At 69.5% G+C, this 17,092-nt stretch carries 17 protein-coding genes; 16 read left to right on the top strand and 1 reads right to left on the bottom strand.

All coding sequences use genetic code 11. The features are described 5' to 3' along the window. The first annotated feature begins 7 nt into the window (after positions 1–7). The gene (gene prcA / locus AQI95_RS36570) at positions 8–760 is read left to right on the top strand and encodes a proteasome subunit alpha (protein WP_067134413.1); all 753 of its coding nucleotides are present in this window, start codon (positions 8–10) and stop codon (positions 758–760) included. 75 nt (positions 761–835) lie between these two features. Here prcA and AQI95_RS36565 read toward each other — a convergent pair whose 3' ends face one another. After that, entirely contained in the window at positions 836–1,852 is a 1,017-nt protein-coding gene (locus AQI95_RS36565) for a LacI family DNA-binding transcriptional regulator (protein ID WP_067134490.1), read from the bottom strand. A gap of 146 nt (positions 1,853–1,998) precedes the next feature. Between AQI95_RS36565 and AQI95_RS36560 the strand changes: the two genes are divergently transcribed. The 15 genes from AQI95_RS36560 to AQI95_RS36490 all read left to right on the top strand — a co-directional run bounded on the left by AQI95_RS36560 (position 1,999) and on the right by AQI95_RS36490 (position 17,054). Then, on the top strand, positions 1,999–3,258 hold the full coding sequence (locus AQI95_RS36560) for an MFS transporter (protein ID WP_067134411.1): 1,260 nt from the start codon (positions 1,999–2,001) through the stop codon (positions 3,256–3,258). 9 nt (positions 3,259–3,267) lie between these two features. Next, on the top strand, positions 3,268–4,629 hold the full coding sequence (pafA, locus tag AQI95_RS36555; RefSeq protein WP_067134409.1) for a Pup--protein ligase: 1,362 nt from the start codon (positions 3,268–3,270) through the stop codon (positions 4,627–4,629). Between the two features lie 143 nt (positions 4,630–4,772). Further along, the gene (locus AQI95_RS36550; RefSeq protein WP_067134407.1) at positions 4,773–5,777 is read left to right on the top strand and encodes an FKBP-type peptidyl-prolyl cis-trans isomerase; all 1,005 of its coding nucleotides are present in this window, start codon (positions 4,773–4,775) and stop codon (positions 5,775–5,777) included. A gap of 85 nt (positions 5,778–5,862) precedes the next feature. Further along, positions 5,863–6,234 carry an FKBP-type peptidyl-prolyl cis-trans isomerase gene (locus tag AQI95_RS36545; protein WP_067134405.1) on the top strand — a complete coding sequence of 124 codons (372 nt, stop codon included), beginning with the start codon at positions 5,863–5,865 and terminating at the stop codon, positions 6,232–6,234. A gap of 119 nt (positions 6,235–6,353) precedes the next feature. After that, a complete protein-coding gene (locus tag AQI95_RS36540) occupies positions 6,354–7,307 on the top strand; it encodes a helix-turn-helix transcriptional regulator (RefSeq protein ID WP_067134403.1) in 954 nt (317 codons plus the stop codon). A 14-nt stretch (positions 7,308–7,321) separates the two neighbouring features. Continuing rightward, entirely contained in the window at positions 7,322–8,326 is a 1,005-nt protein-coding gene (locus AQI95_RS36535) for a helix-turn-helix transcriptional regulator (RefSeq protein WP_067134401.1), read from the top strand. Positions 8,327–8,523: 197 nt separating this feature from the next. Further along, positions 8,524–8,784 (top strand): hypothetical protein, encoded by a 261-nt coding sequence (locus tag AQI95_RS36530; protein WP_067134399.1) that lies wholly within the window; start codon positions 8,524–8,526, stop codon positions 8,782–8,784. 89 nt (positions 8,785–8,873) lie between these two features. After that, positions 8,874–9,068 (top strand): hypothetical protein, encoded by a 195-nt coding sequence (locus tag AQI95_RS36525; RefSeq protein ID WP_067134395.1) that lies wholly within the window; start codon positions 8,874–8,876, stop codon positions 9,066–9,068. Between the two features lie 260 nt (positions 9,069–9,328). Further along, positions 9,329–9,607, top strand: coding sequence for a Sec-independent protein translocase subunit TatA (tatA, locus tag AQI95_RS36520; RefSeq protein ID WP_067134393.1), 279 nt, complete (start codon positions 9,329–9,331; stop codon positions 9,605–9,607). A 47-nt stretch (positions 9,608–9,654) separates the two neighbouring features. Beyond that, positions 9,655–10,605, top strand: a complete 951-nt coding sequence (gene tatC, locus AQI95_RS36515; RefSeq protein WP_079071767.1) for a twin-arginine translocase subunit TatC — start codon at positions 9,655–9,657, stop codon at positions 10,603–10,605. 127 nt (positions 10,606–10,732) lie between these two features. Then, positions 10,733–13,585 carry a DEAD/DEAH box helicase gene (locus AQI95_RS36510; RefSeq protein ID WP_067134388.1) on the top strand — a complete coding sequence of 951 codons (2,853 nt, stop codon included), beginning with the start codon at positions 10,733–10,735 and terminating at the stop codon, positions 13,583–13,585. A 371-nt stretch (positions 13,586–13,956) separates the two neighbouring features. Next, positions 13,957–15,624, top strand: a complete 1,668-nt coding sequence (locus tag AQI95_RS36505) for an ATP-binding protein (protein ID WP_244188963.1) — start codon at positions 13,957–13,959, stop codon at positions 15,622–15,624. Next, positions 15,621–16,025 carry a roadblock/LC7 domain-containing protein gene (locus AQI95_RS36500; RefSeq protein ID WP_067134384.1) on the top strand — a complete coding sequence of 135 codons (405 nt, stop codon included), beginning with the start codon at positions 15,621–15,623 and terminating at the stop codon, positions 16,023–16,025. The genes AQI95_RS36505 and AQI95_RS36500 overlap by 4 nt, the downstream gene beginning before the upstream one ends. Continuing rightward, positions 16,022–16,453: a DUF742 domain-containing protein gene (locus AQI95_RS36495; protein WP_067134382.1), complete on the top strand. Its 432-nt coding sequence runs from the start codon at positions 16,022–16,024 to the stop codon at positions 16,451–16,453. Before AQI95_RS36500 ends, AQI95_RS36495 begins: the two co-directional genes overlap by 4 nt. Then, a complete protein-coding gene (locus AQI95_RS36490) occupies positions 16,434–17,054 on the top strand; it encodes a GTP-binding protein (protein ID WP_067134380.1) in 621 nt (206 codons plus the stop codon). The genes AQI95_RS36495 and AQI95_RS36490 overlap by 20 nt, the downstream gene beginning before the upstream one ends. Positions 17,055–17,092: the final 38 nt, after the last annotated feature.

Genomic DNA, 17,092 nt, shown 5'->3' with positions numbered 1-17,092 from the left:
ATAACCGGTGTCGACGCCGTTCTATGTCTCACCTCAGCAGGCCATGGCCGACCGGGCGGAGTACGCCCGGAAGGGCATCGCCCGTGGCCGCAGTCTGGTGGTCATGCAGTATGCCGACGGGATCGTGTTCGTCGGTGAGAACCCGTCCCGTGCGCTGCACAAGTTCAGCGAGATCTATGACCGGATCGGTTTCGCGGCCGCCGGCAAGTACAACGAGTACGAGAACCTGCGCATCGGCGGCGTCCGCTACGCCGACCTGCGGGGTTACACCTACGACCGGGATGATGTCACCGCCCGTGGTCTGGCGAACGTGTATGCCCAGACGCTCGGCACGATCTTCTCCTCGGCGGCCGAGAAGCCGTATGAGGTGGAGCTGGTCGTGGCCGAGGTCGGGGAGACTCCGGAGGGCGACCAGATCTATCGGCTGCCGCATGACGGTTCGATCGTGGACGAGCACGGTTCGGTCGCGGTGGGTGGCAACGCGGAGCAGATCAGCAGTTTCCTGGACCAGCGGCATCGTGACGGCATGAGCCTTGCGGAGGCTCTCAAGCTGGCCGTGCAGGCGTTGTCCCGTGACACCAACGGCAGTGAGCGGGAGATTCCCGCGGAGCGCCTCGAGGTGGCGGTGCTGGATCGTACGCGTCCGCAGAAGCGCAAGTTCAAGCGGATCGTCGGGCGTCAGCTGTCGCGTCTGCTGGCTGCGGACGGTGCGGCCACGGAGGCGGAGAGCGCCGAGGAGGACGACTCCGAGGAGGAGTGACCCGCAGCGCTGCCTGTTCGCCTTGCGTGTGCCCCGGCCGTTCTTCCGGCCGGGGCACACGGCGTTCGGGGGTGGCTAGGCGGCCTGTGGCGGGGCGGTGGAGCCTCTGACGACCAGGTGGACGGGGATGTCCCCGCCCTGCGGGCTGCGGCCCTCCAGGACGGCGAGCAGGGCCTGCATGCCGCGTTCGCCGAACAGCTCGGCGTCCAGGCGTACGGTCGTCAGCTCGGGGTCGATGGCGGTGGCGAGGGCGAGGTCGTCGAGGCCGGTGACGGAGATGTCGTCGGGGATGCGCAGGCCGAGTCGGCGCAGGGCCTTGTAGGCGCCGGCGGCGAGTTTGTCGTCGTCGCAGACGACGGCGGTGGGCCGGGGGCCGGGTGCGGTGAGCGCGGCTTCGATGGCGGACAGGGCGCCGTCGATGGCGATGGGGGCGCGGGCGGTGCGCAGTTCTGTGCCGGGTACGGCGGCCAGGCGGGTGGCCAGTTCCTGTGCGCGGATCTCGAAGGTCCATGAGGGGACGTCGGCGGCGAGGTGCAGGATGCGGCGGTGGCCGAGGTCCAGGAGGTGTTCGGTGACCTGGCGGACGCCGTCGGCGATGTCGAGGTTGACAGTGGCGGCGCCGAGGCTGCCTTCGGGGTCGCTGTCCAGCATCACCAGTGGCAGTTGGTCGCCGCGGATGGCGGTCAGCGCGTCGGCGGCCATGGAGGAGGCGATGACGCCGTCGAGGGCCGCTTGTGCGGAGGCGAAGGGGTCGCGGGCGGGGCCGATGCCTTCGGGGGAGGGGTAGAGGACGACGCCGAAGCCGCTCTCGGCGGCCACGCGTGCGGCGCCGGTGTAGACGCCGGCGAAGAATTCCGTGGTCAGGGCGGGTACGACCAGGAGGACGGTGCGGGTGTGGCCGAGGCGGAGGTTGCGGGCGGCGAGGTTGGGGCGGTAGCCGAGTTCGCGTGCGGCGTGGCGGACTCGTTCGGCGGTGGCTTCGGATACGCGGCCGCGCCATTTGTCGCCCAGGACGAGTGAGACGGCGGCTTGGGAGACTCCTGCCGCCTGGGCGACGTCCCGGCTGGTCGGGCGCGTGCTGCTGCGTGCCACCGTGGGCATGCTCCTTCGCGGGGTCGTTCGTCTGGACGTGTGAACAGCGCACATGGTACGTATGGGAGCGGAAGTTATACGTACAACGTCGGATGGTCGCGGCGTTCCGGTCGCGGCGTTCTGGTCGAGCCGCTGGAGGCGAGCACATGTCCACGGGATATCTGGAGATACTCCGGGCGAGGCATGCGCTGCGGCTGCTCACGGGCACTTTGGTGGGCCGGCTGCCCAATGCGACCGCCGCGATCGCGCTGGTGCTGTTCGTCCGTGCCGAGGGCGGGACGTACAGCCTCGCGGGCGGGCTGGCGGCCGTGTACGGGGTTGCCAACGCGGTGGGTCAGCCGGTGCTGGGCCGGCTGGTGGATCTGTACGGGCAGCCGCGCGTCCAGCTGCCCGCGGCCGTGCTCGCGGCCCTGTCCATGACGCTGTTCGCGTTCTGCGGCACCGATCCGCTGCCGCTCGCTTACGCGGCCGTGGCGGCGTCGGGTCTGTTCACGCCGCCTCTGGAGGGGGGCCTGCGCGCCCTGTGGCCGTCGGTGCTGCGCCGTGAGGAGCAGGTGCACACCGCCTACGCCATGGACGCGATCGCGCAGGAGGTGATGTTCACGGTCGGGCCGCTGCTGGTGACGCTGTGCGTGTCGGTGTGGGACGAACGGGCCGCTCTGCTGGTGCTGAACCTCCTCGGGGTGCTGGGTGCGCTGTCGGTGGTGATCTCGCCGCCCTCGCGCGCGTGGCGGTCGGCTCCGCGTGAGGCGCACTGGCTGGGCGCGCTGCGTGCGCCGGGTCTGCTGGCGCTGCTCGGGGCCTTCCTGTTCGTCGGGATCGCGCTGGGTTCGATCACGGTGGCTTCGGTGTCGTACGCCGACGGCCATGGTGGTGACGCGGTCTACGGCTGGATGATGGCGGGGCTCGGTCTGGGTGCGCTCGTGGGCGGCACGGTGTACGGCGCGCGGCAGTGGGCGGGTGTGCCGGAGCGGCGACTGCGGGTTCTGGTGGCGCTTCTGGCGGTGTGTTATCTGCCGTTGACGGCGGTGCCGGGCGCGCCCGCGATGGTGGCGTTGTCGGTGCTGTCCGGGGTGTTCCTGGCGCCGTGTATCGCCTGCGCGTTCATCATCGTGGACCGGCATGCGCCGAGCGGGACGGTCACCGAGGCGTTCTCCTGGCTTGTGACGACGTTCACCGTGGGCGCGTCGGTGGGGACGGGGGTGGCGGGGCCTGTGGTCCAGGCCGGTGGCACGGTGTGGGGTTTCGCGGTGCCGGGTGCGGCGGGGGCCGTGTCGTTGCTGGTCCTGCTCGCCACGGGGCGGGTCCTCGCAGCTCCCGCGCGGGGCGGGGTCGTTGCGGCTTCATCGGAAAATGATCCAAATCGTGCTGTCGAACCCCGTTTCAGCTCGGGGGATCGGGCGTAATGTTCAGTCATGGACCGCCGCATTTTCGGGCTGGAGAACGAGTACGGCGTCACGTGCACGTTCAGGGGACAGCGGCGCCTGTCTCCTGACGAGGTGGCGCGGTACCTCTTCCGCCGTGTCGTGTCATGGGGCCGCAGCAGCAATGTCTTTCTGCGAAACGGCGCCCGGCTCTATCTCGACGTGGGCTCACATCCGGAATACGCGACACCCGAATGTGACAACGTGATCGAACTGGTCACCCACGACAAGGCCGGCGAGCGCATTCTCGAGGGACTCCTGGTGGACGCGGAGCGACGCCTGCACGAGGAGGGAATCGCGGGCGACGTCTACCTGTTCAAGAACAACACCGACTCGGCGGGCAACTCCTACGGCTGCCACGAGAACTACCTGGTGGCTCGGCACGGGGAGTTCTCGCGACTCGCGGACATCCTCATCCCGTTCCTGGTGACCAGGCAGTTGTTGTGCGGTGCCGGCAAGGTGCTGCAGACGCCGCGTGGCGCGGTGTACTGCGTCAGCCAGCGCGCGGAGCACATCTGGGAGGGGGTCTCCTCGGCGACGACCCGTTCGAGGCCCATCATCAACACCCGCGACGAACCGCACGCGGACGCGGAGCGCTACCGCCGGCTGCATGTCATCGTCGGTGACTCGAACATGTCCGAGACGACGATGCTGCTCAAGGTCGGTGCCACGGACCTGGTGCTGCGCATGATCGAGGCGGGCACCGTGATGCGTGATCTGACCCTGGAGAACCCGATCCGGGCGATCCGCGAGGTCAGCCATGACATCACCGGTCGGCGCAAGGTGCGTCTGGCCAGTGGCCGGGAGGCCTCGGCGCTGGAGGTGCAGCGCGAGTACTTCGACAAGGCGGTGGACTTCTGCGACCGCCGCGGTATCCGTACCGGCACGGTCGCCCAGGTTCTCGAGCTGTGGGGTCGTACGCTGGACGCGATCGAGAGCGAGGAGCTTGACCGGATCGCCACCGAGATCGACTGGGTGATGAAGTACAAGCTCATCGAGCGGTACCGGGCCAAGCACAACATGACGATGTCGCATCCGCGGGTCGCTCAGATAGACCTCGCCTACCACGACATCCACCGCCGTCGTGGGCTGTACTACCTGCTGGAGCGCAAGGGCCAAGCGGCGCGGATCTGCAACGACTTGAAGATCTTCGAGGGCAAGTCGGTTCCGCCGCAGACCACTCGTGCGCGGCTGCGCGGCGACTTCATCCGGCGGGCGCAGGAGCAGCGCAGGGACTTCACGGTCGACTGGGTGCATCTGAAGCTCAACGACCAGGCGCAGCGCACCGTGTTGTGCAAGGACCCGTTCCGTTCGGTGGACGACCGGGTGGAGAAGCTGATCGCCGGAATGTAGCGAAAAGCGAGTGAGTCGAGCGTTTCGGGTGCGAAATGCCGGAACGCCACACGGGCGCCGTACGTTTCTCGTACGGCGCCCTTCTCACGCCGTAGAGTTGCGCGCACGTCATCCGCAAGATCGACCGATTACGAGGCTCTTCCGTGCGCCGACGCTCACTTCTCCTCGCCGCTGTTCCCGCAGGACTGGTCACACTCGCCGCGTGTGGTGACGGCAAGTCCGTTTCCAGCAAGGCCAGTGCCTCGCCGTCGCCGTCGGTGCCGTCGGTGCCGCCGCCGAAGATCGTGGACGGGCCGTTGCCGGCGATCACGGCGGGCGTGAAGTTCGGCGAGAAGCCGACGGTGGCCAAGGGGCCGGGGGAGCCGTCGAAGAATCTGGCGGTGAAGACGGTGATCGCGGGCGGTGGTCGCGCGGTCGCGGAGAACGACTTCGTCCAGGCCAACTACCTGGGTCAGATCTGGGACACGGCCAAGGTCTTCGACAACTCCTACGACAAGAAGCGTCCGCTGGTGCTGCAGCTCGCCGAGGGCAGTGTCATCGACGGCTGGCGGTATGCGCTGACGGGCCGGAAGACCGGTAGCCGTATCGCGATCGCGGTGCCGCCCACCTGGGGTTACGGCAAGTCGGGTGAGCCGCAGGCGGGTATCAAGGGCACGGACACGCTGGTGTTCGTGATCGATGTGATCGATTCCTTCAACTCGAAGAGTTCGGCGAAGGGCAAGCCGGTCGCGCAGGGCGACGCCTCCTTGCCGAAGGTGGCCACGAACACGGACGGCAACGCCCCCAAGGTCACGATTCCCAAGACGGACGCGCCGAAGAAGCTCGTGTCGACATATGTCCTGGAGGGCGACGGGCCGGAGCTGACGTCCGACCAGACGGTCCTGTGCCAGTTCCAGGGGCTGGTCTGGGACGGCGGCAAGACGTTCCAGCAGACGTACGGCTCGGGGCGGCTGAGCCAGTTCGCGCTGGAGCAGATGCAGCAGGCGGTCAAGGGCCTGGCGCAGGGTCTGACGGGCAAGAAGGTGGGCAGCCGGGTGCTGATCGTGGTCCCGCCGGAGCTGGGTTACGGCGACACTCCGCCGAGCGGTGGTGTCATCAAGAAGGGCTCGACGCTGGTGTTCACGGTGGACGTCCTCGCGGCGATGTAGCCTCGGGTGCCCGCGGCGGGTATGCGAGCTGCGGAGATGAAAGACTGTTGGCGTTTCGTGTCGTACACAAGCAGGAGCTTTTGACGTGAGCATCGACAAGCCCGAGATCGATTTCCCGGGCGGAGAGCCCCCGAAGGACCTTGAGATCAAGGACATCTGGGAGGGCGACGGCGAGGTCGCGCAGGCCGGCCAGACCGTCACCGTGCACTACGTGGGTGTGACCTTCGAGACGGGTGAGGAGTTCGACGCCAGCTGGAACCGCAACTCCCCGTTCCGCTTCCCGCTGGGCGGCGGCCGGGTCATCAAGGGCTGGGACCAGGGCGTGCAGGGCATGAAGGTCGGTGGCCGGCGCCAGCTGACCATCCCCGCCCACCTCGCCTACGGCGACCAGAGCCCGAGCCCGCTCATCCCGGCCGGCTCGACCCTGATCTTCGTGGTCGACCTCATCGCCGTCTGATCGGATCCGATCATCTGGGGCCCATGCCTGTCCGGGCATGGGCCCTCGGCTTTTGTCACCACACTCCGGAGCGGTACGGTCATCGCCCGGAAGCACCTGAGGAAAGGCGAAGGGCGTCGATGGCCATTGCCAAGGCCGAGCGGCTGATGAATCTGGCGCTGTGTCTGCTCGGCGCACGGCGGCCACTCAGCAAGCGCGAGCTGCGTGCGTCCATCGAGGCCTACCTCGAAGCGGGCAACGACGACTCCTTCAACCGGATGTTCGAGCGGGACAAGGACGACCTGCGCGAGCTGGGCCTGGTCATCGAGACGGTCGAGAACCTGGACGGCGAGGTCGGCTATCTCGCCCGCCGCGACAGCAACCGGCTGCCGCCCATCACCCTGGACGCCGAGGAGGCCGCGGCGCTCGGTCTCGCCGCGAAGGTGTGGCAGCAGGCCCGGCTGGCCGGCGCCGCCAGCGGCGCCCTGCAGAAGCTGCGTGCCGCGGGGCTGCCCGAGGACGTCGACCCGTACGAGGCGCACGGTGCCCTGGAACCCCGTATCCCGGTGCACGAGGCCGCCTTCGAGCCGCTGATGCTGGCCTGCCGCGATCGCCGCCCGGTCGTCTTCGACTACCGCAAGGCCTCCGCCGCCCGCCCCGAGCCCCGGCATGTGGAGCCGTGGGCCCTGGAGTGCTGGCGCGGGCACTGGTATCTGGCCGGTTTCGACCGGGACCGGGGCGCCGAGCGCGTCTTCCGGCTCTCCAGGATCACCGGCCGGGTCCGCTCGCGCGGTACGGGCTTCACCGCGGACGTGCCCGACGTGGTCACGGTGCGCGAGACCGTCGCGAGCTGGGCCGGCGAGATCGCCGACGGCACGGCCCTGATCCGGTTGCGCTCCGGTTCGGGCTACCCCCTTCGGGCGAAGGCCGCCGGAGTCCGGGAACTCGGCGACGGCTGGGACGAGTTGGAGATTCCGTACGGGCACGGCCTGGACGCCTGGCTGGTGGAGTTCGGGCCGGACGTGGTGGTCCTGGAGCCGGCCGAGCTGCGGGCGGACGTGGTCGACCGGCTGCGGGCCGTGGCCAAGGGCTGAGGGGGAGCAGGACTGTGGCAGGCAAACCGGTCAGGCCCGTGAACGCCATCGACCAGACCCGGCGGATGCTCTCGCTGGTGACCTATCTCCGGGAGCGCCCCGGCGCCCGGATCGCCGATGTGGCGCGCGCCTTCGGCATCACCGAGGACGAGCTGGTCGCCGACCTCGATCTGCTGCCCATGTGCGGCACCAGCTTCCGCGGCGGCGATCTGCTGGACATCGACACCGACGGCGAGCGCATCTGGTGGCACAACTCGGCCGCGCTCGGCGAGGAGGCGGCCGAGCCGTTGCGGCTCGCCGCCGACGAGGCCACCGCCCTGCTGGTGGCCGCTCGCGCGGTCGCGACCCTGCCGGGCCTGCGCGAGGGCGACCGGCAGGCGCTGCTGCGGGCCACCGCCAAGGTGGAGGCCGCCGCCGGTGAGGCCGCGGGCGCCAGTTCCCGGCTGTCGGTGACGTTCGAGTCCGAGGGCGGGGTCTTCGCCGACGTCGACCGGGCGATCTCCGAGCGCCGCCGGCTGTGGATCCGCTACTACTCCCCGGCGCGGGACGAGGTCACCGAGCGCGAGATCGACCCCATCCGCCTGGTCAGCGTCGGACACACCTATGTCGAGGCCTGGTGCCGCCGCTCCGAGGCCAGGCGCACCTTCCGGCTCGACCGGGTCGCCGAGATCAGAATCCTGGACGAGCCGTCCGCGCCGCCGGAGATAGAACTGCGTGACCTCTCCGAGGCCCTGGTGCAGCCGGCCGCCGAGGATCCGGAGGTCGTGATCGAGGTCGGCCCGGGCGGTCGCTGGGTGGCCGAGTACTACCCGCACGACAGCGCGGATGAGCTTGCCGACGGCGGGCTGCGTATCACTCTGCGCACCCCCGATCCGGCCTCGCTGCGCCGGCTGGCGCTGCGGCTCGGCCCGGACGGCCGGATCGTCTCTCCGCCCGACCTGGCCGACAGTGCCCGCCGCGCGGCCCGCGAGGCGCTGGCGGCGTACGACACGGCGCAGCCGGCGGGCTCCGGCCGGTGAGGCGAGGCCCCGAAGGGGCGTGGTGCCGGGTCGGACCTGTGGCTCCGCCGCACGGGCGCGTCCGGCCGCGGCGGCGCCGCTGACCGAGGACGGCACATCGCGGCACGTGCGGCGGAGCGTCGGCGCCCCGAGGGCGAACGACCAGAGAATGAGGAGCGAGGGCTTTGAGCGAGTCTCCGGTGTCCGGTGGGGATGAGATGACGGTGGCGGCCGCCTTCGCCGGGATGAGAAGAGTGGTCCCCGTGGTGTTCAAGGCGGGCTGCCCGGACTGCCGGGGCCGCTTCGAGCTCGCTGCGGGCGCGCTGCGCCTCGCCATCGGCGCCAGCAGCCGTACGACGTTCTACTCCTTCACCTGCCCCGACTGTGGCGCCGCCGTCCGCAAGCCCGCGGGGGAGCGCATCGTCGAGCTGCTGACCGGCGGCGGTGTCAGCACACTGCGGCTGCACTCCACGGTGTAGGGCACGACGGCGTCGGCGGAAGCCCCGCCGGGCCGCACGGGGTGTGGGTGGCTGCGGCGCGGGGCCGGGGACGGTCTAGTCTCGACCTCATGTTCTGGCCGATGTTCGCGGTAGCGGTGGGTTTCCTGGGTCTCGCGGTGCTGGGGGTGCTCGCCGTGCGGGTCTTCCTGGAGGCGCGGCGGCTCGGGCGGCAGGTCGCGGACTCCGCCGGCCGTATCAACAGGGCGGCCGAGGACCTGGAGCGTGCCGCCGCCGGCGCGGCCCGCGCCGCGGACGCCCTGTGAGCCTCGCCGGGTGACGTCTGCGGACCCCGCGACGCAAGCGCTTTGTGTCACTTCGCCCTGTCACGCCGCCCATCGGGACAGGTACGCTGCTTGTCGCGGTGTGGAGAACGAGGCCCGTACCGCGGACCGGGAGTACGCACGGGGATTGCCTCACGTTTACCCCTGAGCGTTACGATCGCTGCCAGCACGACCATCGGACACATGTCCGACTGGTCGGACAGCATCCCACCCCAGCCGCCTCGGTGAGAAGGTAAAGACTTATGTTCGGAAGGCTCGGAGCCCCCGAGATCATTCTCATCCTCGTCGTCATCGTGCTGCTGTTCGGCGCGAAGAAGCTTCCGGACATGGCCCGCTCGCTCGGCAAGTCCGCCCGCATCCTGAAGAGCGAGGCCAAGGCGATGAAGGAGGAGGGCAACACCTCCGCCCAGGCGCCCGCCTCCAACGAACAGCCTCCGGCTCAGCGCACCATCCAGGCGTCCCCCGGCGACGTGACCAGCTCGCGGCCGGTCAACGAGCCGACGGACACCAACCAGCGCTGACGCAGGGCCGGAAGTCCCCGGCCTCCCGCACGAGATGAGGACGTGGGTTGCCCAAGTCTGCCCGCAAGAAGGAGAGAGACCCCGAGGGGCGGATGCCCCTCGCGGATCATCTCCGTGAGCTCCGCAACCGGCTCGCGAAGGCGCTGCTGGCCATCGTCGTCGTGACGATCGTCGCCGCCTTCTTCTACAACGACATCATCAACTTCCTGACCAAGCCGATCCTCGACTCGGTCGGTTGCGCTGAGACCTTCGAACAGCTGGCGAAGTCCTCCACCAAGCACCAGTGTGCGGAGATCACGATCAACGGGCTCCTCGCCCCGTTCACGCTGGCGCTCCAGGTCTCCCTGACGGCGGGCGTCGTCGCCGCCTCGCCGATCTGGCTCTACCAGCTGTGGGCGTTCGTCGCGCCGGGTCTGCACCGGCACGAGAAGAAGTACGCCTACGCCTTCGTCTTCACCGGCGCCCCGCTGTTCTTCGCCGGTGCCTTCTTCGCCTACGAGGTGCTGCCCACCACGGCGAAGGTGCTGATCGACTTCACGCCGAACGGCAACATCAAGAACCTGCTGCCGCTGGACGACCTGCTCCAGCTGGTCACCCGCATGGTGATCGTCTTCGGTCTCTCCTTCGAGCTTCCGCTGCTGCTGATCATGCTCAATCTCACCGGGATACTGACCGGCCAGCGCATGCTCGGCTGGTGGCGCGGCATGATCCTCGGCATCACGGTCTTCGCGGCCGTGGCCACGCCCAGCACCGACCCGCTCTCCATGCTGGCCCTCGCCGGACCGATCTGGGTGCTGTACTTCGGCGCGGTGCTCTTCTCGCTGGCGAACGACCGGCGCAAGCGACGGCGCGAGGAAGACGGTCCGGACGACGACGAGGCCTCCGACCTGGACCTCACCCCCGAGGACATCGGTGCGGTCGAGCCGGTCCCGGCCAGCCGGGCCTTGCCCGAGCAGTCGAGCACGGACCGGGTCAACGGCTACGACGACGTGACCTGAGCCCAGGCCCCACCCGGCCGCGCACGATGCCCCCGCCCCACCGGCGGGGGCATCGCCGTGTCGGCACCGGCATCCGGGCGCTCACCTCCGTCGCCACCGTCGTCCCGTGAGGCGCACGATCGGGATAATGATCGTCCGGTTGTCAGTGGGGCCCGGTACGCTCGAAAGCACGATGACAGAGGACCTCTCACCGGCCGAGCGGTATGCGGCAGCCCGCAGGCGGGCAGCCGAGCAGGCCACCGCGCTCGCCTCCTTCCGCGAGATGTACGACTTCGGCCTCGACCCCTTCCAGATCGAGGCCTGCGAGGCGCTCGAGGCGGGGAAGGGCGTGCTGGTGGCCGCCCCCACCGGCTCGGGCAAGACGATCGTGGGCGAGTTCGCCGTCCACCTCGCCCTCCAGCAGGGCAAGAAGTGCTTCTACACGACACCCATCAAGGCGCTGTCGAACCAGAAGTACGCCGACCTGTGCCGGCGCTACGGCACGGACAAGGTCGGCCTCCTCACCGGCGACAACAGCGTGAACTCCGAAGCCCCGGTGGTCGTGATGACCACCGAGGTCCTGAGGAACATGCTCTACGCCGGCTCCCAGACCCTCCTCGGCCTCGGTCATGTGGTCATGGACGAGGTGCACTACCTCTCCGACCGCTTCCGCGGCGCCGTCTGGGAAGAGGTGATCATCCACCTGCCCGCCTCGGTGACCCTGGTGTCACTGTCGGCGACCGTGTCCAACGCCGAGGAGTTCGGTGACTGGCTGGACACCGTCCGCGGCGACACCGAGGTGATCGTCTCCGAGCACCGGCCCGTGCCGCTGTTCCAGCACGTGCTCGCCGGGCGCCGGATGTACGACCTGTTCGAGGAGGGCGAGGGCCACAAGAAGGCCGTCAACCCCGACCTCGTCCGCCTGGCCCGTATGGAGGCCACCAGACCGTCGTACCAGGACCGCAGGCGCGGCCGGGCGATGCGCGAGGCCGACCGGGAGCGCGAGCGCAGACAGCGCTCGCGCGTGTGGACACCGGGCCGGCCCGAGGTCATCGAGCGCCTCGACTCCGAGGGTCTGCTCCCGGCCATCACCTTCATCTTCAGCCGCGCCGCCTGCGAGGCCGCCGTCCAGCAGTGCCTGTACGCGGGCCTCAGGCTCAATGACGAGGAGGCGAGGGAGCGGGTCCGCGCCCTGGTCGAGGAGCGCACCGCCTCCATCCCGACCGAGGACCTGCACGTCCTCGGCTACTACGAATGGCTGGAGGGCCTGGAGCGCGGTATCGCCGCCCACCACGCGGGCATGCTGCCGACCTTCAAGGAGGTCGTCGAGGAGCTGTTCGTCCGCGGCCTGGTCAAGGCGGTGTTCGCCACCGAGACCCTCGCCCTCGGCATCAACATGCCCGCCCGTTCGGTGGTGCTGGAAAAGCTCGTCAAGTGGAACGGCGAGCAGCACGCCGACATCACCCCCGGCGAGTACACCCAGCTGACCGGCCGTGCGGGCCGCCGCGGCATCGACGTCGAGGGCCACGCGGTCGTGCTGTGGCAGCGCGGTATCAGCCCCGAGCACCTGGCGGGTCTCGCGGGCACGCGCACGTACCCGCTGCGCTCCAGCTTCAGGCCGTCGTACAACATGGCGGTCAACCTGGTCGAGCAGTTCGGCCGGCACCGCTCGCGCGAGCTTCTGGAGACCTCCTTCGCGCAGTTCCAGGCCGACAAGTCGGTCGTCGGGATCTCCCGCCAGGTGCAGCGCAACGAAGAGGGCCTGGCCGGCTACAAGGACTCCATGACCTGCCACCTCGGCGACTTCGAGGAGTACGCGCGGCTGCGCCGCGAGCTGAAGGACCGCGAGACCGAGCTGGCCCGGCAGGGCGTCAACCAGCGACGCGCCGAGGCCGTCACCGCCCTGGAGCGGCTCAGGCCCGGCGACGTCATCCACGTCCCCACGGGCAAGTACGCCGGGCTGGCCCTGGTGCTCGACCCCGGCCTGCCCGCGGGCCGTTCCAACGGCCATCGCGGCTTCGACCACCACGACGGCCCGCGTCCGCTGGTGCTCACCGCCGAGCGGCAGGTCAAGCGGCTGGCGTCGATGGACTTCCCCGTGCCGGTCGAGCCGCTGGACCGGATGCGGATCCCGAAGTCGTTCAACCCGCGCTCCCCGCAGTCCCGCCGGGACCTGGCCTCCGCGCTGCGCTCCAAGGCCGGGCACATCCCGCCGGAGCGCGCCCGCAAGAAGCGTTCGCAGGCCGCCGACGACCAGGAGATCGCCCGGCTGCGCACCGAGATCCGGGCCCACCCCTGCCACGGCTGCAACGACCGCGAGGACCACGCCCGTTGGGCCGAGCGCTACCACCGGCTGCTGCGCGACACCTCACAGCTGGAGCGTCGCATCGAGGGCCGTACGAACACCATCGCGCGGACCTTCGACCGGATCGTGGCGCTGCTGACCGAACTCGACTATCTGCGCGCCGACGAGGTCACCGAGCACGGCAGGCGACTCGCCCGGCTGTACGGCGAACTCGACCTGCTGGCCAGCGAATGCCTGCGAGAGGGCGTCTGGGAGGACCTCGGCCCCGCCGAACTCGCCGCGTGCGTGTCGGCGTTGGTGTACGAGGCGCGGGTCGGCGACGACGCGATGGCGCCCAAGCTGCCCTCGGGCAAGGCGAAGGCCGCGCTCGGTGAGATGGTCCGGATCTGGGGCCGGCTCGACGCTCTGGAAGAGGAGTTCCGGATCAACCAGACCGAGGGCGTCGGCCAGCGCGAGCCGGATCTCGGCTTCGCCTGGGCCGCGTACATGTGGGCCTCGGGCAAGGGGCTCGACGAGGTGCTGCGCGAGGCGGAGATGCCCGCGGGGGACTTCGTACGGTGGTGCAAGCAGGTCATCGACGTGCTGGGGCAGATCTCGGCGGCGGCGCCCGTGCAGGGTTCGACCGTGGCCAAGAGCGCGCGGAAGGCCGTCGACCAGTTGCTGCGAGGTGTGGTCGCCTACTCGTCGGTGGGGTGACCTGCTCGGTCCGCGGGTGCGGGTGGGCTGCGGTCGTGTGCGCAGTTCCCCGCGCCCCTCGGGGCAGTTGACCCTCCGCCCACTCGAAGGAGTGGGCGGTTTTCGTATGCCCGCATGCCGTTACCGAACGTGTTCGAATAGCAGCTGAGTGTGTAAATGAAGATGAGCGTACTCCGGCTGCGGGGGCGATTTCAGGTGCTTGCCGAATATGACACGGCGATGATCCGGTCGGACTAAGCTCGCCCGCGGCGCACCGAGTTGAGGTGAATTCGTGCGCCTGTTCCCAAACATGCGATAGATCCCATCAGTTCCATGAATCTTCCCCCCAAAAGCTCTCCCGACACCCAGCCGACTCGTCTCAGAAGGCATCCATGGTGAGTGTTCAGAAGCCTCCCGGTCGCCGTGAACGTCCCTATGCGCGCGTGCTGTTGCCGCCGGCCATATTGATGGCCGGCGCGACCGGGGCCGCTGTCGCCCTGTCGCCGGCTTCGGCCCGGATCGCCATCGGCGCGGTCGGAGCCCTGGCCGTGCTGCTGGTCCTCGCCACGGGCGCCGAGGCCGCCCGCCGTGGGCGCAGGCTCCGCGAGGAACAGGACCAGCACGCCCGGCACGCCGCGTATCTGGAGCACCGGATCGCCGCCCAGGACGAACTGATCGACAAGTTCGCCACCGACATCATCCCCACCGGTCTGCTGCGGCTGCGCGCCGGAGAACCGCTCCGGGACGTCCTGAAGAACATCTACGACGTCGACCCCGAGCTGCGCGCCCTGCCGGACATGTACCGCGAGATGTTCCGGGTCGCCCTGCGCGGCGCCGACCACGAGATCTCGATGCGCGACGCCACCGAGCGCTCCTACGTGAGCATCGCCCGCCGCATCCAGGCCATCGTCCACCAGCAGTCCAACGAACTGCGGGAGATGGAGGAGGACCACGGCCGCAACCCCGAGGTCTTCGACGACCTGCTGCGCCTGGACCACGGCACCTCGCTGATCGGCCGTCTCGCCGACACCATCGGCGTCCTCGGCGGCGGCCGCCCCGGCCGCCAGTGGCCCCTGCCCGTCTCCCTCTACAGCACCATGCGCGGCGCCATGTCGCGCATCCTGGAGTACCGGCGCATCCAGCTGAACTCCATCGTCAACATCAACATCAAGGGCACCTCCGTCGAGCCGGTCATCCACGCCGCCGCGGAACTCCTCGACAACGCCACCCGCTACTCGCCGCCCACGACCAAGGTGCATGTCACCGCGGCCGAGGTGCAGGCCGGTATCGCCATCGAGATCGAGGACGCCGGAGTCAGCCTCAGCGAGGAGTCCCGGGCCCGCATCGAGAAGATGATCGAGGACGCCAAGAACCTCGACGACGCCCACAACCTCGGCGAGAACCCGCGCCTCGGCCTCGCCGTCGTCGGCCGCCTGAGCAAGATGTTCGACATGGAGGTCTCGCTGCGGGCCTCCGCCTACGGCGGCGTCCGCGCGATCCTCATCGTGCCGCGCGTGATGACGACCACCGAGCCCGGCGTCGGCGCCGCCCACGGCATCGGTGCCACCGGTACGCCGATGCCCGAACTCGGCGCCGTGGAGGGCCCCAAGCGCCCGCCCAAGAAGCGCCGCCCCACCAGCCCCAAGATCCCGGCCGGGATCTCCATGGAGGACGACGTCCCCGTCGTCACCGAGTGGACCGCGGGCGGTCTGCCGCAGCGCCGCAGCCGGGTGAAGACCCCGCTGAGCCAGCGCATCGCCGAGCAGGCCGAGATCGAGCGCGCCGAGCGCGAGGGCAGGCCCACCATCTGGTCGCAGCCCAAGCCCGACCCCGAACCCGAGATGGACCCCGAGATCAAGAAGCTCAGGGAGCGGCCGATCGGCCAGGGCATCGAGGACTTCTGGAACGGCCTGCGCAAGGGCATGCCCGAGGGCGCCACCGGGCCCGAACTGACCGACTTCACGCGGCATCCGGAAAAGTACGTGCACCTGCTCAACGACTATGCGGACGAGCCCGGCGAGGGCGAGGCCGAGGCCGACGACGAGAGGGACCTCAAGTGATCCAGCAGCGAGGCAACATCGACTGGATGCTCAAGCAGCTCAATGACGGCGTGCCGGGCATCGAGATGATCGTGGTCCTCTCCGCCGACGGACTGCGTATCGCCCGCTACGGTGGCGACCCCGACGCCGCCGACCGGGTGGCCGCCGCCTGCGCGGGCGTGCAGAGCCTGGCCGGCGCCATCATCCAGGAACTCCCGGGCGCCGGTGACATGCAGGTCGTCGTCTTCGAGATCGACGGCGGCTACTTCTACCTCATGAACGCCGGCGACAACGCCTTCCTCGCCGTACTCGCCGACGTGACCTGCGAGCCCGGCCGGATGAGCGGCATGATGCGCGACCTCGTCGTCCGGATCGGCGCCCATCTCACCAGTCCGCCCCGGCGGAACGGGCAGACCGTATGACTGCTCCGCGACGCAAACGGCGCGAGCCGAAGCCCCCGCCGCCTCCACAGCCACCGCAGCCGCAGCCGCAGCCGCCGGAACAGGCGGACGGCGAGGCCGAACCCAAGAACCCCGAACGGCTGTACACGGTCGCCGGATCCGAGGACGGCGCCCGCGCCGAACTCGACCTCGTGACGCTGATCGTGGCGCGCTCCGCGCCCCAGCCGGCCGCCTCGCCGGAGCAGGGCTCGGTACTGCGGCTGTGCACCAACCCCCTGTCCGTGGCCGAGCTGTCGGCCTATCTGAACCTGCCGTTCAGCGCGATGACCGTCCTGATCACCGAGATGATCACGGCCGAACTGGTGCAGGCCCGCTCCCCGATCGCCCGTCAGTCGGTTCCCGACCGTTCCATCCTCGAAGCGGTGATGCATGGACTTCAACGCCTCTGACGCCATCCCCGGCCCGCGCACCGAGGATCATCTGCCGCACACGGCCCAGGCCGCGGTGAAGATCGTGATCGTGGGCGGTTTCGGCGTCGGCAAGACCACCATGGTCGGTGCCGTCAGCGAGATCCGACCGCTGACCACCGAGGAGACCATGACCCAGGCCGGTATCGGCGTGGACGACAACTACGGCTCCGACTCCAAGACGGCCACCACCGTGGCCATGGACTTCGGCCGCATCAGCATCAGCGACAAACTGGTGCTCTATCTGTTCGGCACCCCCGGCCAGGAGCGCTTCTGGTTCCTGTGGAACGGGCTGTTCGAAGGCGCGCTCGGCGCCGTCGTCCTCGTCGACACCCGGCGTCTGGAGGTCAGCTTCGACGTCATGGGCCGGCTGGAGGAATGCGGTGTGCCCTTCGTCGTCGCCGTCAACACCTTTCCCGACGCGCCCCGTTACCCCGTCGAGGAGCTGCGCACCGCGCTCGATCTGATCCCGGAGATCCCGATCGTCGAGTGCGACGTACGCCGCCGGGCCTCCAGCAGAGACGTGCTGATGACCCTCATGCGCTTCCTGCACTCGATCGCCCTGTCCCGTGCCCTCACCTGATCCGATCCGCAGTCGAACGACCCCCACACCTTCCCGTT

It is taken from the genome of Streptomyces yokosukanensis (assembly GCF_001514035.1).
In the GTDB taxonomy this organism is placed as follows: Bacteria; Actinomycetota; Actinomycetes; order Streptomycetales; family Streptomycetaceae; genus Streptomyces; species Streptomyces yokosukanensis.
Note: the sequence above shows the minus strand (reverse complement) of the source record. Positions and strands in the feature narration are given on the sequence as shown.

Coding starts and splice junctions, on each gene's coding strand:
- AQI95_RS36560 (WP_067134411.1), top strand. CDS start 1,999: ATGTCCACGGGATATCTGGAGATACTCCGGGCGAGGCATGCGCTGCGG.
- pafA (WP_067134409.1), top strand. CDS start 3,268: ATGGACCGCCGCATTTTCGGGCTGGAGAACGAGTACGGCGTCACGTGC.
- AQI95_RS36540 (WP_067134403.1), top strand. CDS start 6,354: ATGGCCATTGCCAAGGCCGAGCGGCTGATGAATCTGGCGCTGTGTCTG.
- AQI95_RS36530 (WP_067134399.1), top strand. CDS start 8,524: ATGACGGTGGCGGCCGCCTTCGCCGGGATGAGAAGAGTGGTCCCCGTG.
- AQI95_RS36525 (WP_067134395.1), top strand. CDS start 8,874: ATGTTCTGGCCGATGTTCGCGGTAGCGGTGGGTTTCCTGGGTCTCGCG.
- tatA (WP_067134393.1), top strand. CDS start 9,329: ATGTTCGGAAGGCTCGGAGCCCCCGAGATCATTCTCATCCTCGTCGTC.
- AQI95_RS36510 (WP_067134388.1), top strand. CDS start 10,733: ATGATCGTCCGGTTGTCAGTGGGGCCCGGTACGCTCGAAAGCACGATG.
- AQI95_RS36505 (WP_244188963.1), top strand. CDS start 13,957: ATGGTGAGTGTTCAGAAGCCTCCCGGTCGCCGTGAACGTCCCTATGCG.
- AQI95_RS36495 (WP_067134382.1), top strand. CDS start 16,022: ATGACTGCTCCGCGACGCAAACGGCGCGAGCCGAAGCCCCCGCCGCCT.
- AQI95_RS36490 (WP_067134380.1), top strand. CDS start 16,434: ATGGACTTCAACGCCTCTGACGCCATCCCCGGCCCGCGCACCGAGGAT.